This window comes from Mesorhizobium sp. C268A (assembly GCF_040324475.1).
Classification (GTDB): Bacteria; Pseudomonadota; Alphaproteobacteria; order Rhizobiales; family Rhizobiaceae; genus Mesorhizobium.
On the sequence record NZ_JAMYVX010000003.1, the window covers coordinates 750,696 to 770,281 of the forward strand.

Genomic DNA, 19,586 nt, shown 5'->3' on the forward strand with positions numbered 1-19,586 from the left:
TTAGCTCCGCGGTGCCGTGCCCTGGATCGCCCTGCCCCAGTCGAGCAGCGGCTTGGCGCGCAAGGCGAAATCGACAAGCTCGTCGACCAGCGTCGGCGCGTGAATTCCAGCCGGATCGATCATGTGCTGGACATAGAAGTGCCGGTTGCGGATGGCGTCGACAAGATCGGGTTCGTTGACCTGCTCGAAGCCACGCGGCGTGCGCTTCATGCCGCCCTCGGTTTCAAGTTCGAAGCCGTTTTTCTTCAGCGTTGAGAGCAGTTTTCGGAACTCGGCCGGCCGGGCGACGATCGCCTTGCGCATCGCCAGCAGCAGGGACGGCTCCGGATTCCACCAGGCGACATCGGCAAAGCAGCGGTCGATCCCGACATAGACGAAGAACACGCCCTGCTCCATCTTGGTGCCATCCGGCGACAGCATGGCCGACAAATGCTGGTTGTAGGGCCGCTTGTCCTTGGCGAAGCGCACGTCGCGGTTGATGCGAAACAGTGACTTCTTGCGGTCTCCGCGCAAGCCCAGACCCGCCGCCGCGAAGCGCTCGGTCAGCGTCTCGACCAGATCGCAGAACGGCTCATGCAACTCGCTGTCGTAAAGCGCGCGGTTTTCCTGGAACCATTCGCGGCTCTGGTGGAAGTCGAGCGCCTTGAGGAACGGTATGGCCTTTTGCCCGAACCCTTTGAACGAACCGGCCATCACGCCTTGCCGACCCGTTGCAGCCAGGTGTCCTCGTCGATGACTTCGACGCCGAGTTCGCTGGCCTGCTTCAGTTTGGAGCCGGCGCCCGGCCCGGCCACCAGCAGATCGGTCTTCGTCGACACCGAACCCGCCACCTTGGCGCCGAGCCGTTCGGCCATCGCCTTGGCTTCGGAGCGTGTCATCTTTTCCAGCGTGCCGGTGAAGACGATGGTCTTGCCGGCAACCTCGCTGTTGGTCGACACGGTGACGACATACGGCTTCGGCTTGACCTGTTCGAGCAGTCTGTCGAGCACGTCGTCATTGCGTTCATTGCCGAAGAAATCGCGCAACGCATCGATCACTGTATCGCCAATGCCGTTGATGGAGGGGAAGACGCTGTGCGGATCCTCAGCCGCCGCCGTTTCCTTGCCGACGCGGATCAGCTCCTCGATGGTCGAAAACGTCCGGGCAAGCACGGCCGCCGTCGTTTCGCCGATATGGCGGATGCCGAGTGCGAAGATGAAGCGGTCGAGCTCCGGCTGGCGGCGCGAATCGATGGCCGCGAACAGCTTGTCGAGACCTTCATAATTGCGGTCCTCGACACCGCGCACATTCTTGCGCGCCTTGCCCGATGCCGCCTCGCGCAGCCGCGCCTGCTCCTCGCGCCGCTCGGCCAGCGCCCTGGTGACGGCCGGGCGGCGATCCCTGAGGGTGAAGATATCGGCGGCGGTCTTGACCAGTCCCGAATTGAAGAACAGGTCGATATTCTCGGCGCCCAGCCCCTCGATGTCGAGCGCGCCGCGCGACACGAAATGACGCAGCCGCTCCACGGCCTGCGCGGCGCAGATCAGCTCGCCGGTGCAGCGCCGGCGCGAATCCTCCTTGCCGGTCTTTTCGTTGATTTCGCGCGTCGCCGGCGAGCCGCAGACCGGACAAATGTGCGGGAATTCGTAAGGCACCGCATCAGGCGGCCGCTTGTCGACGACGACGCTGACGATCTGCGGAATGACATCGCCCGCCCGTTGTATGACAACCGTGTCACCGATGCGGACATCGATGCCGTCGCGAATCGGCAGGCCGTTGCTGTCGAAGCCCTTGATGTAGTCCTCATTGTGCAGCGTGACGTTTTCGACCACCACGCCGCCGACCGTGACGGGCGCCAGCCGCGCCACCGGCGCCAGCGTACCGGTACGACCGACCTGGATGTCGATCTTCTGCACCGTCGTCATCGCCTGTTCGGCCGGGAATTTGTGCGCAACGGCCCAGCGCGGCTCGCCGGTGACAAAGCCCCAGCGACGCTGCAATTCCAGCTGGTCGACCTTGTAGACGACACCGTCGATGTCGTAGCCGAGCGACGAACGCAGCTCCTCGATCTTGTGGTAGTGCGCGATCAGCTCCTCGACCGACTTCGCCCGCACCATCAACGGGCTGACCTTGAACCCCCATTCGGCGAATTTCTGCACCGAATCATATTGGGTCGGCGCCGGATCCGCTGTCGTGTAGCCCCAGGCATAGGCAAAAAACTTAAGATTGCGGCTGGCGGTGACGGACGCATCCTTCTGTCGCAAGGAGCCCGCTGCCGTGTTGCGCGGATTGACATAGTCCTGGCCCCCCACCGCCGCCGAGCGGGCCTTCAGTGCCTCGAATTCCGCATAGGTCATGTAGACTTCGCCGCGGATCTCGATGGTCTCGGGCCAGCCCGATCCTTTCAGTTTGGCGGGGATGTCGGCGATGGTCCTGAGATTGGCGGTGATGTCCTCGCCGACAGCGCCGTCGCCGCGCGTAGCACCCTGCACGAACACACCGCGTTCATAGCGCAGCGACGCCGACAGGCCGTCGATCTTCGGCTCGGCCGTAAACGCGATGTCGAGATCCTTGTCGCGGTCGAAGAAGCGCCGGCCACGCTCGATGAAATCGGTGACGTCCTCGTCTGTGTAGGCCTTGGCGAGGCTGAGCATCGGCACCGCATGGCGCACCTTGGCAAAGCCTTCCGCCGGCGCGGCGCCGACCCGCAGCGAGGGCGAATCCTCGCGTACCAGACCGGGAAACCGCTCCTCGATGGCAAGGTTGCGCCGCCGCAACGCGTCATATTCCGCGTCCGTAATCGTCGGGGCGTCCTCGGCATGATAGCGCCGGTCATGACCGGCGATCTCCTCGGCCAGCCGCTGGAGCTCATCCGCGGCTTCGCTTTCGCTCAACGATTCGACTGGTTTTTCAGACATGCAGCGGTCCCTGGACAGTGGCGCGACACCATAAATCAGGATTTCGGAAAAAGCATTCCTGAACAGCGGGATGGAGCCATATCCTGACTCAGTCCGAAAGCCTTGCGACGACTACGCTGCAGCAATATTCTCGCGTAGCAGCCGTTCGGCGGCTGCGCGCGCCTCTTCGGTGATGGTGGCGCCGGCCAGCATGCGCGCAATCTCTTCCTGGCGCGCCGCCCGGTCCATCTCGGCAATGCCGGTGGCAACCTTGTCCGAGCCGCCGGATTTGGAGATCAGGAAATGCGTCGCAGCACGTGCCGCCACTTGCGGAGCATGCGTGACCGACAGCACCTGCACGCGCTTCGACAGCCTGGCCAGCCTTTGGCCGATCGCATCGGCCACGGCGCCGCCGACGCCGGTGTCGATCTCGTCGAAGACCAATGTCGGCGCCGAGCCACGGTCGGCCAGCGCCACCTTGAGCGCCAGCAGGAAGCGCGACAGCTCGCCGCCGGAGGCGACCTTCATCATCGGCCCAGGCCTGGTGCCGGGATTGGTGCGCACCCAGAACTCGACCTGGTCGATGCCTTCTTCCATGCGGTTCTCGCCATCGCTGGCCAGTTCGACGATGAACTCAGCCCGTTCCAGCTTCAGCGCCGGCAATTCGGCCATCACAGCCTTGGTCAGGCCGACCGCGGCCGCATGGCGAAGGGCGGAGAGCTGGGCTGCGGAAATATCGTAGGCTTCGCGCGCCGCTGAGGCCTGCTTTTCCAAGAGATGCAGGCGCCCCTCGCCGGCATCGAGATCGGCGAGATCGGCCAACATGGTGTCGCGCAGTTGCGCCAGATCGTCGACAGCGACACTGTGCTTGCGTGACGCCGCACGCAGCGAAAACAGCCGCTCTTCCGCCTTCTCCAGCCGCTGCGGGTCGTATTCGGTGGCGCGCAATGCCGCCTCGACGCCCGATTGCGCGGCATCCAGCGACAGCATCGCCTCATCCAGCGACTTCACCACATCCTCGAGCAGGCCCGGCGCTTCGCTGGCCTTGCGCTGCAGGCGCCTGAGCAAACTGGCCAGTTGCGGCAGTGGCGAGGACGGGCCTGACAGCACATCCTGCGCATCGTGTATTTCCGAGGCGATCTTTTCGGCCCGCATCATCGTGGCGCGCAATTCGGCCAGTTGCGTCTCTTCGCCGGGCTGCGGATCGAGCTTTGCCAGTTCCGCCACCGAGGCCCTGAGATAATCGGCCTCGCGCGCCGCTGCCTCGACCTTGGCGCGGTGCCTGGCAAACTCCTGCTCGGCGCCGCGCCAGTAGCGCCACGCCTCGCCGGTCGCGCGGGCGGCGCCGAGATGGCCGCCAAAACTGTCCAGCAATTCGCGATGCGCGCCTGGATCGACCAGGGCGCGCTCGTCATGCTGGCCGTGGATCTCGACCAGCGCGTGGCCGATGTCGCGCATCAGCGTGACGCTGGACGGCTGGTCGTTGACGAAGACACGGGTACGGCCATCCGCCGTCTGCAGCCGGCGCAGGATGATGTCGCCGTCATCCTCGATGGCGTTCTCGGCCAGCAGCGCGCGCACCGGGTGGTTGCGCGGCACATCGAAGACGGCAATGACCTGGCCCTGGGCAGCACCGTGCCGCACCAGCGAGGCGTCGCCGCGGGCGCCAAGCGCCAGCGACAGCGCGTCGAGAAGGATGGATTTGCCGGCGCCGGTTTCACCGGTCAGCACGGAAAGGCCGGGCTGGAAGTCGATATCCAGCTTCTCGATCAGGACGATATCGCGGATCGACAGTCTGGAAAGCATCAGAACCCGGACCTCAAGCAATTCCAGGAAAAGTGCGTAGCGGTTTTCCGTCCGGAATTGCGTAGAACAAAAAGTTAGGACGGTTCAGCGCCTCAATCAAACCACTGAACCGCTGTGAAGCGGCATGCGACCGATGGAGTCGCAGCGCCGCACTATCTTTTTGTTTGAGCGTCGGATCAATCCGAAAAGCGCGTTCCGCCTCAGTCGATGCTCGGGCGTCAGGCGCCGGTGATCAGCTTGCCGGCCTTGGATATCCACGATCCGGCATTCTCGCGCGGCTCAAGCCCGTTGCTCTGCAACAGCTTGTAGGTATCCTTGTACCATTGGCTGTCGGGATAATTGGTGCCGAGCACAGCAGCGGCGGTTTGCGCTTCCGAGGTCAAGCCCATCGCGTAGTAGCTTTCGGCCAGACGCGCCAGCGCCTCTTCGACATGGCGGGTGTTGGAATAGTTCTCGACAACGTTGCGGAAGCGCTTGACGGCAGCAATGTATTCGCGCCGCTCGAGATAATAGCGGCCGATCTGCATCTCTTTGCCGGCCAGCTGGTCGTTGGCGAAACGGATCTTTTCCTTGGCGTCGTCGACATATTCCGACGTCGGCCAGCGCGTCACCAGATCCTGCATCGTCTGCACGGTCTGGCGTGCTTCCTTCTGATCCTGGGTGACGTCCTTGATCTGCTTGTAGTAGCTCAGCCCGATAATATACTGGGCGTAAGCCGCGTCGTCGGTCGACGGATAAAGCGTCAGATAGCGCTTTGCCGAGCCGATCGCTTCGTCATAACGGCCGGCGCGGTAGTCGGCGAAGGCGCCCATCACCATCGACTTGCGGGCGAATTCCGAATAGGGGTGCTGGCGGTCGACGGCGTCGAACTTCTTGCTCGCCTCATCCAGGCGGCCGGCATTGAGATTGGCAAGGCCTTGATTGTAAAGGACGTCGGCCGGTTCGGTCTGGTCGACATAGGTCGACAGGTCGACGTCTTTCTCGGACGACATGCAGGCCGAGAGGAACAGCGATGGCACAACCACCGAAAGCGCCAGGAAAACAGCCCGATACGGCGCTTTCGATTGACCAACTCGCTTGAAGAACATGATTAGATTGCGCCCTTTCGGCGTTAGTTCAATGCCTTTCGCATGGCGTTCCCTCAAAACTGATCCCCACTTTTGAGCGACATGCGCCTAACACACGGCAGCAGCCATAAACCATAACTGCCTTGCCCAGCAACGCTATGTCTAGCCAATCGCACATTTTTGTGGCGACTTGGTGTTGGCTCGAACGCTATGCGCTTTCACCCGCCGGTGATGCATTCATGCAACACCAGCCCGCGCTCAGAAAGCCAGAAAATCGTTAAGAATCAGATCACCCAAGGTGCAAAGACAGGGCCGGTGACGGCGCTCATCTCGGCGGTGCGGCCGCGCTCGCGGCGCGTGGTCTCGACGACCTCAAAGGCCGAACGGTCGGACAGAAGCCGCCGCAAAGCGGCCGCATTCATCCGGTGACCGCCGCGATAGGAGCGGAAACAACCAATGAAACGGGCGCCGGCCAGCGCCAGATCGCCCATCGCGTCCATCGTCTTGTGGCGAGCGAACTCATTGGGGTAGCGCAGGCCGCCCATGTTGATCACCCGGTTGTCGTCGCCGATCACCAGCGAGTTCTCCAGCGAGGAGCCCAGCGCATAGCCGGCCGCCCACAGCCGCTCGACATCCTTCATGAAGCCGAAGGTGCGGGCGCGCGCGATATCCTGGCGAAAGATGTCGGGGTTGATGTCGGAGGCGAATAGCTGGCGGCCGATCGCCGGGCTTTCGAAATCGATCTCGACCTCGAAGCGCGTGCCGCTATAGGGCCTGAACTCGGCCCAGGACGCGCCATTCTCGATGCGGACGGGCTTGACCACCCTGATGTAGCGGCGCTTGACCGCCAGCGTCTCGATGCCGGCTTGGTCGATGGCTTCCACGAACGCCACCGCACTGCCATCGAGGATCGGAACCTCATGACCGTCGATCTCGATGACGATGTTGTCGATGCCGAGCCCGAAAAGCGTCGCCATCAGATGTTCGACGGTGGCGATATGCTCGCCTGCCGGATCGCCGAGCATGGTGCAGAGATCGGTCGCGCCGACTTCAGCAACCAGCGCGCGGAACTCGCGGCTCTCGCTTCCGTTCGAAAGGTGGAAGAGCACGCCGGTGTCGGCGTCCGCAGGGAGGAAATTGACGGTGACCGGTTTGCCGCTGTGAACGCCGGTACCGGTCAGCGTTGCACGCGATTTCAGTGTCGTCTGATAGTCTTGCAAGACAAACCCCATAGCCCAAACGCCTAAGTCCGCTTTAACCCAAAAGGCGCGGCTCTTTTTTATCGGCAGGCAGGGCCACTTCCCCGAATCCCAGCACACCGAAAGTGCTGCGGCAAAGATAATGGTCTGTCAGGGAGACTCCAAATCACGGTTTCTTACTCTGTGTAACCGCGACAGACCTTGAGCGTCACATCGTAACGCCTTGTTATTAAACCACTTTAAACGTTAACAGGCAGACAATCTCTCGTCTGCCTGTTAACAAGTGTTACATACCGTTAACGGCTCAGTTGGCCTGGCGGCGCAGGAAAGCCGGTATCTCCAGCTGGTCGTCTTCCTGGGTCGACCTGGTCTGCGGCGTCAACCGGCCCTGATCGTCGAGCTGACCGCGGCGCGGCGCGTAAAGCTGCGGATCCTGGCTGGCAAGGCGGCGCATTTCCGGCGCCGCCTGGCGCAGTTTCGGTTCGCGCGGCTGTGCCGGCTGCAACCGGGCCGGCTCTTCTTCGCGGCGCGTCAGCCCGTTGGTCAGCCGCTTGAGCAGCCCCATCGGCCCGCTGTTTTCATGGTCGGCCGGACGGCCCTTGGCTTCCACCTCGGCCCGCACCACAGGCGGAAAATCCTCCACCCGCGGCATGCGCTGCGGTGCGGCAGCCACCGGCTGCGGCATTTCCCGCATCGGCGCCGGTTGCATCACCTGCTGCACGACAGGCTGCGGCTGGGCAGGCGGGGCCTGGAAGATCTTGCTCTGCGGGCGGAAATCTTCCGCCTGGGCCATCGGCGTCGGACGAGCCATTGCCGCCGCATTGGCCTCGGCAAGTTGGATCGCCTCGGCCACCGGATCGGCCGCGCGCTGCTCATAGGTCTGCTGCTGGACCGGTGCCGGACGGCCTTCCGCCCCCGGAGCCGCTGGGCGGCTGACCGGCTTCTGCTGCGGCGCCACGGCCCGGATCGAGATCGGCGCCGCGGCAATTTCAGCTGCCGATTTGTCGATGCCGGTGGCGACCACCGAGACGCGGATGACGCCTTCGAGTTCCTCGTCGAAGGTGGCGCCGAGGATGATGTTGGCGTCCTGATCGACTTCCTCGCGGATGCGGGTCGCGGCCTCGTCGACTTCGAACAGGGTTAGGTCGCGGCCGCCGGTGATCGAGATCAGCAGGCCCTTGGCGCCCCTCATCGAGGTCTCGTCGAGCAACGGATTGGCGATCGCCGCCTCGGCGGCGGCCATCGCGCGGCCCTCGCCCGAAGCTTCGCCGGTGCCCATCATCGCCTTGCCCATTTCGCGCATCACCGAACGCACGTCGGCGAAGTCGAGATTGATCAGACCTTCCTTGACCATCAGGTCGGTGATGCAGGCAACACCGGAGTAGAGCACCTGGTCGGCCATGGCGAAGGCGTCGGCAAAGGTGGTCTTGTCATTGGCCAGCCGGAACAGGTTCTGGTTGGGGATGACGATCAGGGTATCGACACATTTCTGCAGCTCCTCGATGCCGAGATCCGCCGTCTTCATGCGGCGCTGGCCTTCGAAATGGAACGGCTTGGTGACGACGCCGACGGTGAGGATACCCCGTTCGCGCGCCGCGCGGGCAACCACGGGAGCCGCACCGGTTCCGGTGCCGCCACCCATACCGGCGGTGACGAAGCACATATGGGTGTTGGAGAGATGATCGATGATCTCATCGATGCACTCTTCCGCCGCCGCACGGCCCACTTCAGGCTGCGAGCCGGCGCCGAGCCCCTCGGTTACATGCGCGCCGAGCTGGATCAGCCGCTCGGCCTTCGACATGGTCAGCGCCTGTGCATCGGTGTTGGCCACGACGAACTCGACACCGCGCAAGCCCGCGGTGATCATGTTGTTGACGGCATTGCCGCCGCCGCCGCCGACACCGAATACGGTGATCCGCGGCTTGAGCTCGGTGATGTCCGGCTTTTGCAGATTGATCGTCATTGTCTCCGTCCTTTGCCTTTCCCGCCGCTTCGCCGCCGCGGCCGCCTATGGGGCTGTCCCCGTCAATTAGAAACTGTCTCTCAACCACTGACTCATGCGATGCAGTTTTCCGCCCGTCCCGGTCATCCTGAGACCGGAAATTCCTTTCGCCGGATGGCTCTCGAAGCTCGCCATCTGCGGATAGATCAGCAGCCCGACCGCCGTCGAGAAAGCCGGCCCCTTGGCAGCTTCCGGCAGGCCCGCCACGCCGAGCGGGCGTCCGATGCGCACATTGCGTCCCAGAATGCGGCGCGCCGCCTCGGGGAGACCCGCAAGCTGGCTGGCGCCGCCGGTCAGCACGACGCGTTTTCCCACGGCATTGCCGTAGCCCGACTTGTTCAGCCGGTCGCGCAACAGTTCCAGCGTCTCGTCGATGCGGGCGCGGATGACGCGCGTCATCACCGAGCGCGGGATCTGCAGCGGCATCTCGCCGTCTTCGCCGATCGGCTGGATCGAGACCAGGTCGCGATCGTCGGCACTGCCGGGCAGCGCCGAACCATGCATCACCTTCAGCCGCTCCGCGGCGTCGAGCGAGGTCGACAGGCCCTTGGCCATATCGAGCGTCACATGATTGCCGCCGATGGCAATGGCATCGGCGTGGACGAATTTGCCTTCCGAAAACACCGAGATGGTCGTCGTGCCGCCGCCCATGTCGATGCAGGCCGCACCCATTTCCAGTTCGTCGTCGACCAGGGCCGCAAGCCCGCTGGCATAGGGCGTCGCCACCATGCGCTCGACCGAAAGATGCGAGCGGTTGATGCAGAGCTCCAGATTGCGCAGCGGCGCGGCATCGCCCGTCAGCACATGCATATCGACGCCGAGTTGGTCGCCGACCATGCCGCGCGGATCGCGCACGCCGCGCTCGGCGTCCAGCGAAAAGCCGACGGGCAGCGAATGGATCACGTCGCGTTCGGCCTTGAGCGCCTGCTTGGCGCCGGCGGCAAGCACGCGCTTGATGTCGGCTTCGTCGGCCTGATGGCCACCGAGATTGATGGTGGCCGAATAGGTTTCGCTCTTCAGCCGGCCGGCCGTCATGTTGACGATCAGCGAATCCACGGTCAGTCCCGCCATGCGTTCGGCTGCGTCGACGGACAGGCGAATGGCGTGCTCCGCGCGGTCGAGATCGACGACCACGCCCGACTTCACGCCTTGCGATTTCTGGTGGCCGATGCCGATCACCTGGATGCGGTGCGAGCGGCCGCGCAACAGCTTGCCGTCCTCGCGCGGCTTCAGTTTCGCCACCACGCAGCAAACCTTGCTGGAGCCGACATCCAGCACGGTGAGCGTGCCGGAACGCCGCGAAGAGGCATCGCTGTTGCCGCCAAGCCAGCTCATATCTTCGTCCCCGACTTGCGCTTCAGATTTTGCGGCTTTTCATTGAGCGCGGCCTGGCGCTGCGTCGCCGCTTCCGGCGTCAGCTGCACCACCAGGCGATCGGAGATGCGCATGTCGACGGCGGCGATGTCCCGCGTCAGAAGCCCGTTGTCGTGGTCCATCCGAACCAGATCGGCAATCGCCTGATCCTCGCCATCCTCGGGCAGCTTGATCGTGATGCCGTTTTCCAGCTTAAGGTCCCAGCGCCGTTCGCCGATGCGGATATAGCCTTTGACCCGAGCCGCGAGCTCGGGAAATTTGTTGATCTTGGCCACGAAGTCGGGGGCCTTGGCCGGCGCGCCGGTGCCGATGATCAGCGGCAGCAGCGCCTGCTTGCCGCCGGAGAACGGCGCGATCACCGCGCCGGAGCGTTCGATGACCGAAAGCTCCGCGCCCTGCTGCCAGAGCGCGAAGGGCTCGCGCTCCTCGACACGCACTTCCAGCGTATGTGGATAGACCTTGCGCACCGCCGCCACTTCGACCCAGGGCAAGGTATCAATACGTTCACGCGCGGCCTCGGCATCGAAGCCGATCAGTGACGTCCAGCCGTCGAGCTCGAGCCGGTCCAGTATGTCGATCTCCGAAGTCTGGCGGTTGCCGACCACCTTGATCTGGTCGACGGCAAAGCCGGTCCGGGCGGTGATGCTCTGGACGATGTCGTCGGCATGACCGCCGAGAATGGCGCCATAGAGGCTGCTTGATGCAATGAGCGAAGCCGACAGGATGGCCGCGGAAAAGCGCGGCGCGACGAAGTCGCCGCCGCCCAGGCGCGCCAGCACGCGCACCGGCCGGCGCAGCACGCGCGGCAGCACGAAATGGTCGAACGACAACGGCATGCCGAACAGCGCCGGCCCGGCGCCGCCCCTGCCCTTGTCCTGTCCCCATTTCAACGCAGACACGAAGCGTCCTCCACCATCCAACTCAACAATTCGCCAAACGAGTGCCCGGCCTGGGCGGCGATTTCAGGCACCAAAGACGTCGGCGTCATGCCCGGCTGAGTGTTGATCTCGAGCCAGACAATCTCGCCGTTTTCGGAGTGACGGTCGTCATAGCGGAAGTCCGATCGGGAAACGCCCCGGCAGCCGATAGCCAGATGTGCCTTGAGCGCCAGTGTCTGTATTTTTTGGTAAATATTTGATGAAATTTTAGCAGGGATTTCGTGTTTTGATCCGCCGGCGACGTATTTTGAATCATAGTCGTAGAAGGAATGGCCGGTCGGAATGATCTCGCAGACGCCGAGCGCCACGTCGCCCATGACGGCGCAGGTCAGCTCGCGCCCATGGATGTAGCGCTCGACCATGACGGTCTCGCCATATTTCCATTCGGACGAGCCGATGACCTGCGGCGGATGCGACTGCCCTTCATGCACGATGACGACGCCGAAGCTTGAGCCTTCATTGACCGGCTTGACCACGTAGGGCGGCTTCATCGGATGCTTGTTCTGGATGGCAAAGCGGCTGGCAACCTTCGATTCCGCCACCGCGATGCCGGCAGCCTTGGCGACCTTCTTGGCTTGCTCCTTGTTCATGGCGAGCGCCGAGGCGAGCACGCCCGAATGGGTGTAGGGAATGGCCAGATATTCGAGGATGCCCTGGATGGTGCCGTCTTCACCGAACGGGCCGTGCAGTGCGTTGAAGACGACATCCGGCTTGAGTTCGGTGAGCACGGCGCCGACATCGCGCGCAACATCGACGCGGGTAACCTGGTAGCCTTCATTCTCAAGCGCATCCGCACACGCCTTTCCCGAAGACAGAGACACGGGCCGCTCGGACGAGAATCCGCCCAGGAGGACAGCCACATGCTTGTTCTTCATATCCCGTCATCCCTCTCACGGCGGGCCCGCAACCACGCATTCAGCGACCAGATTGAGTCCGAGTCTCCCGGCAGGTTGCCCCCCAGACGGAAAACGCGGTCGACGCGTCGAACGACTCAAATCAGGAAACGCTTTAAGGCAGAGAATCAGAGAGTTGATTCGCTGGCAAGTGCTTATGATTCCGACAGATTCACTTTCCGCGAAAACGGCCGGAAAAAGCGTGTTGTGAGTCTTTGGAGCAACGGTGGCGCTGTTGTTTCAGACCGTTTGAAGTTCAAGCATCACATGAACTTCAGCTTGCGCTAAAGAAGCTGTCCGAGGAATTCCTGCACGGCATGGCCGGGGCGGAAATTGCCGAGCCGCTTGATTTCCCACTGCAGGCGGATGCCTGAATTTTCAAGCACGCGGGCGCGCACCGTCTCGCCGAGATATTCGAGATCGTATCCGGTCGCTGTTCCGGTGTTGATCATGAAGTTGCAGTGCATCGGCGACATCTGCGCGCCGCCGATCATCAGCCCGCGGCAGCCGGCCTTGTCGATTTCCTTCCAGGCCGAGGTGCCTTCCGGATTCTTGAAGGTCGAGCCGCCGGTCTTCTCGCGGATGGGCTGCACCGTCTCGCGATGCGTCTGGACGGCGTCCATGGCCGCCTTGATCGCCGCCTGGTCTTCCAAAACGCCCTCGAAAATGGCGGAGGTGAAGATCAGCCCGGCAGGTGCGGCCGAGTGACGATAGGCATAGCCCATTTCTTCATTGCTGAGCGTGTGGAGATTGCCCTTGCGATCGAGTGCGCGCACTTCCACGACGCGCTCGCGCGTCTCGACGCCATTGGCGCCTGCATTCATCCGCAGCGCCCCGCCGATGGCGCCGGGAATGCCGTGATAGAAATGAAAGCCGCCAATGCCGGCCTCATAAGCGACGGCCGCGACGCGCTTGTCGGGCGTCGCAGCACCGGCCTTGATGACGGTCGGCGAAACCACCTCGGCCTCGCCAAAGCCCTTTGCCGAAAGCCGGATGACGAAACCCGGAATGCCGCCGTCGCGCACCAGGAGGTTGGAGCCGATACCGACGATGGTGAGCGGGATGTCCTCCGGCACGGCGCGCAGGAAGGCAGCCAGATCCTCCTCGTCGGCCGGCTGGAACAGGGCGTCCGCCAGACCGCCGGCGCGGAACCAGGTGATCTTGTCCATCTCGGCATTGGGCGTGATGCGGCCGCGCAGGCCGGCAAGCCGGTCGCCAAGTTTGTCGAGCAGGTCCTGGCCGCGCATCATGAGACGGTACCGCCGAGTTCCCCAGGCAGCGCATAGGCCCATTGGGTGATGTTGCCGGCGCCCAGGAAGATGACGAAGTCGCCCGGTTTCGCCAACGCGCGAATGACGGGCGAAATCGCGGCAGGGGTTTCGACGTAGCGCGCATCGCGATGGCCGCCGGAGCGGATGCGCGACACCAGCGCCTCCGAGGTCACGCCGTCGATCGGCTCCTCGCCCGCCGCATAGACCGGCGCCACCATCACCGTGTCGGCATCGTTGAAACAGACCGAAAACTCGTCGAACAGATCGTGCAGCCGGGTGAAGCGGTGCGGCTGCGCAATGGCGATGACGCGGCCCTTGGTGGCGCTGCGCGCCGCTTTCAACACCGCCGTGATCTCGACCGGGTGGTGGCCGTAATCGTCGAAGATGTCGACGCCGTTCCACGAGCCGGTGTGGGTGAAGCGCCGCTTGACGCCGGCAAAGGACGACAGCCCCTTCTTGATCGCTTCGGCCGACAGGCCGAGTTCATGCGCGACCGCAATTGCGGCGGTGGCGTTGGAGACGTTGTGGCGGCCGGGCATCGGCAGCCGCAGATCCGATATCGTCGTCTGGCCGCCGGTCTTGCGGTCGCGGATCACCACGTCGAATGCCGAGACGGCACCGGCCATGCGGTGGTTGGTGAAACGCACATCGGCCTGCGCGTTCTCGCCATAGGTGATGACGCGGCGGTCCTCGATGCGGCTGACCAGCGCCTGTACTTCCGGATGGTCGGTGCACATCACGCCAAAACCGTAGAACGGCACGTTCTCGACGAATTGCCGGAAGGCCTCGCGCACCTTGTCGAAACTGCCATAATGGTCCAGATGCTCGGGATCGATGTTGGTGACGACGGCGATCTCGGCCGGCAGCTTGAGGAAGGTGCCGTCGCTTTCGTCGGCTTCGACCACCATCCACTCGCCATCGCCCATACGGGCATTGGTGCCATAGGCATTGATGATGCCGCCATTGATCACCGTCGGGTCGAGCCCGCCGGCATCGAGCAGCGTCGCCACCATCGACGTGGTTGTGGTCTTGCCATGCGTGCCACCGATCGCGACCGCCTGGCGGAAGCGCATCAGTTCGGCCAGCATCTCGGCCCGGCGGACAATTGGGAGCAACTTCTCCCGCGCGGCCTTCAGCTCGGGATTGGATTTCTTGATCGCGGTGGAGACGACCACCACTTCGGCCGCGCCGATATTCTCGGCCTTGTGGCCGACAAAGCATTCGATGCCCTTGTCGCGCAGCCGCTGGACATTGGCGCTGTCGGCCTGGTCCGAACCCTGCACCTTGTAGCCGAGATTGTGCAGAACCTCGGCGATGCCGCTCATGCCGATCCCGCCAATGCCGATGAAATGCACAAGGCCGATGGTCTGCGGCATCTTCATCAATGCGTCCCTTTCCTGAAATCCGAAACGGTTTTTCTGGACGCAATAGCCTCTGTGAGATCAGCGAGCAACCGTGCCGCGTTCGGCCGGCCAGCCGACTTCGCTCCGGCAGCCATGGCCGTCAGCCGCTCGGGAGTGTCCATCAGCCCGCCAATGAGAGCCGCGATGCGCTCCGGCGACAGTGACGATTGCGGATGCACCTCGCCGCCGCCCGCCGCGGCAAGGGCGGCTGCGTTCGCCGCCTGATCGTGATCCAGCGCATAGGGATAAGGCACCAGCAGCGCCGGCCGGCCGATGACGGCGATCTCCGAAACCGTCGAGGCGCCGGAGCGCGAGATCACCAGATGCGCCGCGCCCATGCGCTGTGCCATATCGGTGAAGAAGGGCGAGACCTCGACATGGACGCCGAGTGCCGCATAGCCAGCCTTCACCCGCGCCACGTCGTCGGCGCGGGCCTGCTGGGTGATCACCAGCCGCTTGCGCTGCGCCTCCGGCAGAAGTGCGATCGCCGCCGGCATGGCATCGGAAAAGAACTGCGCGCCCTGGCTGCCGCCGAACACCAGGAGCCTGAACGGATCCGCCCCTTGGGATGCCTTATAGGGCGTCTTTGCCGCCTCCAGGATTGGCGGCCTGACCGGATTGCCGGTCGTCACCGTCTTGGCGCCTGTGGCGCTTTCATCTTGCGGCAGGAAGCCGCCGGCAATGGCATCGACGCGCCCGGACAGCGCCCGGTTGGCGCGGCCCATCACCGCGTTCTGCTCATGGATCAGCGTCGGCAGCTTGCGCCGCGTCGCGGCATAGAGCGGTGGCAAGGTCGGATAACCGCCAAAGCCGACCACCGCATCAGGCTTGATCCTGGCGATGACGGCGGAGGCCTGGCGCACGCCGCGCCAGATCTTCCAGAACGCGCCAAGCAGCGCGACAGGGTTTTTCGAGCCCATCGTCGCCGACTGGATCGGATGGATGGCGGCGGCCGGGAAATGGCCGGCAAAGCGCTCGGCGCGGTCGTCCGTCGCCAGATGCACGCTCCAGCCGCGCTCGATCAGCTCATGCGCCAGCGCCTCGGCCGGAAACAAATGTCCGCCTGTTCCGCCCGCCGCGAGAAGGATGACACCCCGCGCCATATCACTCCGCCGGCAGGGCGCGCTGCGACAGGGCAAAGCCCATCTGCTTGCGCTTTTCCGGTCGCTTGCGGGTCAGCGCCAGCACCATGCCCATCGAGATGGCAATGGCGATCTGCGAGGAGCCGCCATAGGAGATGAAAGGCAGCGTCATGCCCTTGGCCGGCATCAGTTGCAGGTTGACGCACATGTTGATGACCGACTGCAGGCCGAACACGGTGACGAGACCGCCGACGGCGTAGCGGGTGAAATCATCATGTTCCTTCAGCGCCGTGCTGAGGCCGCGCAGCACGATGAAGGCGAAGATCGACATGATGAAGAAGCACATGATCAGCCCGAACTCTTCGCCGGCGACCGAAAAGACGAAGTCGGCATGCGCGTCGGGAATGACCCGCTTGACCGTGCCCTCGCCCGGCCCGACGCCGAACCAGTGGCCGTTGATCAGCGCCTCGCGGCCCATGTCGACCTGGAACGTGTCGCCTTCGCCGGTCAGGAATTTGTCGATGCGGGCGGCGACGTGCGGGAACACCGTATAAGCGGCAAACAGGCCGCCGGCGCCGGTGGCGCCAAGCGCGATGATCCATAGCCAGGGCAGGCCGGCCATGAAGAACATGACGCCCCAGGTGCCGGTCACCAGCATGGTCTGGCCGAGATCGGGCTGCGCCACCAGAAGCGAGATGACCAGGATTAGCAGCAGCATGGCAAACAAATTGCCCGGAATGTCGGGCTGGCGCTTGTGTTCTGCGAACAGCCAGGCGCAGACGATGACGAAGGCGGGTTTCAGGAATTCCGACGGCTGGATCGACATGCCGACAAACGACACCCAGCGCCGCGCGCCTTTCACCTCGACGCCGATATAGAGCACGGCCACCATCAGCACCAGCATGATGCCCAGGATGATCAGCGCCATGCGCCGGATCTGCCGCGATTCCAGGAAGGACACTGCCAGCATCACGCCGAGCGCCGGCACGGTAAAGATGATCTGCCTGGTGGCAAAGTGGAAACTGTCGAGGCCGATGCGTTCGGCCACCGCCGGGCTTGCCGCAAAGGACAAGACGATGCCAAGCCCCATCAGCGACAGGAACGCCGCCAGGAACCAGCGATCGATCGTCCACCACCAGGTTGCAACCGGGCTTTTGTCGAGACGGCTTTGCATTATCGTGCCCCTCCGATGGGTTTCACGCCCTCGATAGCATTCGCAGCTTGCCTGAAGGCTTCGCCGCGAACTTCGAAATTCTTGAACTGGTCGAAACTGGCGCAGGCCGGCGACAGCAGCACCACCGCCTCGCCGCTGTCATCCTTGGCCGCGTCTTTCGCGGCATGGTCGACCGCGGCGGCCAGCGTGCCCGAGATTTCATAGGGCACGGCTTCGCCGAGCGTCGCCGAGAATGCGGGCGCCGCCTCGCCGATCAGATAGGCCTTGGCGATGCGCGGGAAGAAACCGCGCAGCGGCTCGATCCCGCCTTCCTTGGGCAGTCCGCCGGCGATCCAGTAAATGCGCGAAAAACTCGACAGCGCCGGTGCCGCCGCATCGGCATTGGTCGCCTTGGAATCGTTGACGAACAGCACATGATCCTTGCGGCCGACCTGCTCCATGCGATGCGCCAACCCGGGAAAGCTTTCCAGTCCCGCCTGGATCTCGCCGAGGCTCAAGCCGACCCTGAGGCAGGCGGCGACGGCGGCAAGCGCGTTCTGCGCATTGTGCTGGCCGCGCAACGAACCGATGCCTTCGAGGAAGGCGACGCGGCTGTAACGGCCATGCACGGCTTCCATCAGATCGGAGCCATCGGCGAAATAACCGTCGGTCAGCGGCAGCCGCTTGGAGATGCGGATCACCTGTCGGCCCGCCCTCTCCAGCCGGTCGGCGATCTGCGCGCACCAGCTATCGTCGACGCCGACAATGGCTGTCTCGCTGCCGGCGACCAGCCGCTCCTTGATCGAAGCGTAGTGCTGCATGGTGCCGTGGCGGTCGAGATGGTCGGGCGTCAGGTTGAGCAGGATGCCGGCCGTCGGGTTGATCGAGGGCGCGAGATCGATCTGGTAGGACGAACACTCGACGACATAGTCCCGGTCAGCCTGCGGTGGATCGAGCGTCATGATGGCCCGGCCGATATTGCCGCCCATCTGCGTGTCGCGCCCTGCCGATTTGAGGATATGCGCGGTCAGCGCCGTGGTCGTCGACTTGCCGTTGGTGCCGGTGATAGCGATGAACGGCGCATCAGGCGCGCGCGCAATCCGCTCGCGGCAGAACAATTCGATATCGCCGATCACCTCGACGCCGGAGCCACGCGCCAACTCCACCGTCCAGTGCGGCTTGGGATGCGTCAGCGGCACGCCGGGCGAGAGCACGAAGGCCGAGAATTTCGACCAGTCGGCGCCGCGCAGATCGGCGGTCGCAATGCTTTGGCCAGCGGCCTTGGCGACGCTATCGGGATTGTCGTCCCAGGCGAGCACGTCGGCGCCGCCCTCGATCAGCGCGCGCGCCGTGGCGATCCCCGAGCCACCGAGCCCGAAGAGCGAAACGCGTTTGCCCGAAAAGGATGCGGCGGGGATCAAGCGGGTTCCTATCTCAGCTTGAGGGTCGACAGGCCGACCAGCGCCAGGATGACGGCGATGATCCAGAAGCGGATCACCACCTGGCTTTCGGTCCAGCCGAGCTTTTCGAAATGATGATGGATCGGCGCCATCAGGAACACGCGCTTGCCGGTCATCTTGAAGTAGCCGACCTGGATGATGACCGACAGGATTTCCACGACAAACAATCCGCCGACGATGACCAGCACGATCTCGTGCTTGGTGGCGACCGCGACCGTACCGATCAGGCCGCCCATGGCCAGCGAACCGGTGTCGCCCATGAAGATCGCCGCCGGTGGCGCGTTGAACCAGAGGAAGCCGAGGCCGGCGCCGATGACGGCGCCGAGCACGACGGCCAGCTCGCCGGTGCCGGGCACGAAATGGATCTGCAGGTATTCGGCGAACACCGCGTTGCCGGAGAGGTAGGCGATGACGCCAAAGGATGCCGCCGCAATCATGATCGGCACGATCGCCAGCCCGTCGAGGCCATCGGTCAAATTCACCGCATTGCCGGCGCCGACAATGACGAAGCAGGAGAACGGCACGAAGAACCAGCCGAGATTGATGATGAATTCCTTGGCGAAGGGGAAGGTCAGCGACGACGAGAACGGCGCCTGGCCATTATGCATGATCGCCCAGGCGGCGATGCCGGCGATGACGAATTCCAACGCCAGCCGCGCCTTGCCGGAAAAGCCGAGATGCGACTGCTTGGTTACCTTGAGATAGTCGTCGTAAAAGCCGATCGAACCGAAGCCCAGCGTCACCAAGAGCACCACCCAGACATAGATCGAGGAGAGGTTCGCCCATAGAAGCGACGAGCCGACGATGCCGCACAGGATCATCAGCCCGCCCATCGTCGGCGTGCCGGCCTTCTTGAAATGCGTCTGCGGGCCATCGGCGCGGATCGGCTGGCCCTTGCCTTGCCGCAGCCTAAGCGAATTGATGATGGTCGGCCCGAAGATGAAGACGATCAGCGCCGAGGTGATCAGCGCACCGCCGGTGCGGAAAGTTATGTAGCGGAAGACATTGAAGACCGAGACCTTGTCCGCAAAATCGACGAGCAATGTAAACATACGATTCCGT

At 63.8% G+C, this 19,586-nt stretch carries 15 protein-coding genes; all 15 read right to left on the reverse strand.

All coding sequences use genetic code 11. The features are described 5' to 3' along the window. The 15 genes from NKL06_RS30525 to mraY all read right to left on the reverse strand — a co-directional run bounded on the left by NKL06_RS30525 (position 1) and on the right by mraY (position 19,576). Positions 1-693 (reverse strand): DUF2461 domain-containing protein, encoded by a 693-nt coding sequence (locus NKL06_RS30525; RefSeq protein WP_023690879.1) that lies wholly within the window; start codon positions 691-693, stop codon positions 1-3. Beyond that, positions 693-2,897 carry an NAD-dependent DNA ligase LigA gene (gene ligA, locus NKL06_RS30530; protein WP_023807324.1) on the reverse strand — a complete coding sequence of 735 codons (2,205 nt, stop codon included), beginning with the start codon at positions 2,895-2,897 and terminating at the stop codon, positions 693-695. Before ligA ends, NKL06_RS30525 begins: the two co-directional genes overlap by 1 nt. A 111-nt stretch (positions 2,898-3,008) precedes the next feature. After that, entirely contained in the window at positions 3,009-4,682 is a 1,674-nt protein-coding gene (gene recN, locus NKL06_RS30535; RefSeq protein WP_023690878.1) for a DNA repair protein RecN, read from the reverse strand. Positions 4,683-4,900: 218 nt separating this feature from the next. Then, positions 4,901-5,770, reverse strand: coding sequence for an outer membrane protein assembly factor BamD (locus NKL06_RS30540; protein ID WP_023668284.1), 870 nt, complete (start codon positions 5,768-5,770; stop codon positions 4,901-4,903). Positions 5,771-6,033: 263 nt separating this feature from the next. After that, positions 6,034-6,981, reverse strand: a complete 948-nt coding sequence (gene lpxC, locus NKL06_RS30545) for a UDP-3-O-acyl-N-acetylglucosamine deacetylase (protein WP_023668283.1) — start codon at positions 6,979-6,981, stop codon at positions 6,034-6,036. 271 nt (positions 6,982-7,252) lie between these two features. Beyond that, positions 7,253-8,911, reverse strand: a complete 1,659-nt coding sequence (gene ftsZ / locus NKL06_RS30550; protein WP_023690877.1) for a cell division protein FtsZ — start codon at positions 8,909-8,911, stop codon at positions 7,253-7,255. A 66-nt stretch (positions 8,912-8,977) separates the two neighbouring features. After that, complete coding sequence (gene ftsA, locus NKL06_RS30555; protein WP_023688034.1) at positions 8,978-10,285, reverse strand: cell division protein FtsA; 1,308 nt, start codon at positions 10,283-10,285, stop codon at positions 8,978-8,980. Next, positions 10,282-11,223, reverse strand: a complete 942-nt coding sequence (locus tag NKL06_RS30560; protein WP_023688033.1) for a cell division protein FtsQ/DivIB — start codon at positions 11,221-11,223, stop codon at positions 10,282-10,284. The genes ftsA and NKL06_RS30560 overlap by 4 nt, the downstream gene beginning before the upstream one ends. Then, complete coding sequence (locus NKL06_RS30565) at positions 11,211-12,137, reverse strand: D-alanine--D-alanine ligase (RefSeq protein ID WP_023668279.1); 927 nt, start codon at positions 12,135-12,137, stop codon at positions 11,211-11,213. The genes NKL06_RS30560 and NKL06_RS30565 overlap by 13 nt, the downstream gene beginning before the upstream one ends. Positions 12,138-12,439: 302 nt before the next feature. Continuing rightward, positions 12,440-13,405, reverse strand: a complete 966-nt coding sequence (gene murB / locus NKL06_RS30570; protein ID WP_031198380.1) for a UDP-N-acetylmuramate dehydrogenase — start codon at positions 13,403-13,405, stop codon at positions 12,440-12,442. Further along, positions 13,402-14,808, reverse strand: coding sequence for a UDP-N-acetylmuramate--L-alanine ligase (murC, locus tag NKL06_RS30575; RefSeq protein WP_023668277.1), 1,407 nt, complete (start codon positions 14,806-14,808; stop codon positions 13,402-13,404). The genes murB and murC overlap by 4 nt, the downstream gene beginning before the upstream one ends. Continuing rightward, complete coding sequence (murG, locus tag NKL06_RS30580) at positions 14,808-15,932, reverse strand: undecaprenyldiphospho-muramoylpentapeptide beta-N-acetylglucosaminyltransferase (RefSeq protein ID WP_023688031.1); 1,125 nt, start codon at positions 15,930-15,932, stop codon at positions 14,808-14,810. Before murG ends, murC begins: the two co-directional genes overlap by 1 nt. Before the next feature lies 1 nt (position 15,933). After that, complete coding sequence (ftsW, locus tag NKL06_RS30585) at positions 15,934-17,085, reverse strand: putative lipid II flippase FtsW (RefSeq protein WP_023668275.1); 1,152 nt, start codon at positions 17,083-17,085, stop codon at positions 15,934-15,936. Further along, on the reverse strand, positions 17,085-18,485 hold the full coding sequence (gene murD / locus NKL06_RS30590; RefSeq protein ID WP_023690875.1) for a UDP-N-acetylmuramoyl-L-alanine--D-glutamate ligase: 1,401 nt from the start codon (positions 18,483-18,485) through the stop codon (positions 17,085-17,087). The genes ftsW and murD overlap by 1 nt, the downstream gene beginning before the upstream one ends. An 8-nt stretch (positions 18,486-18,493) precedes the next feature. Next, positions 18,494-19,576: a phospho-N-acetylmuramoyl-pentapeptide-transferase gene (gene mraY, locus NKL06_RS30595; protein WP_023668273.1), complete on the reverse strand. Its 1,083-nt coding sequence runs from the start codon at positions 19,574-19,576 to the stop codon at positions 18,494-18,496. Positions 19,577-19,586 lie beyond the last annotated feature (10 nt).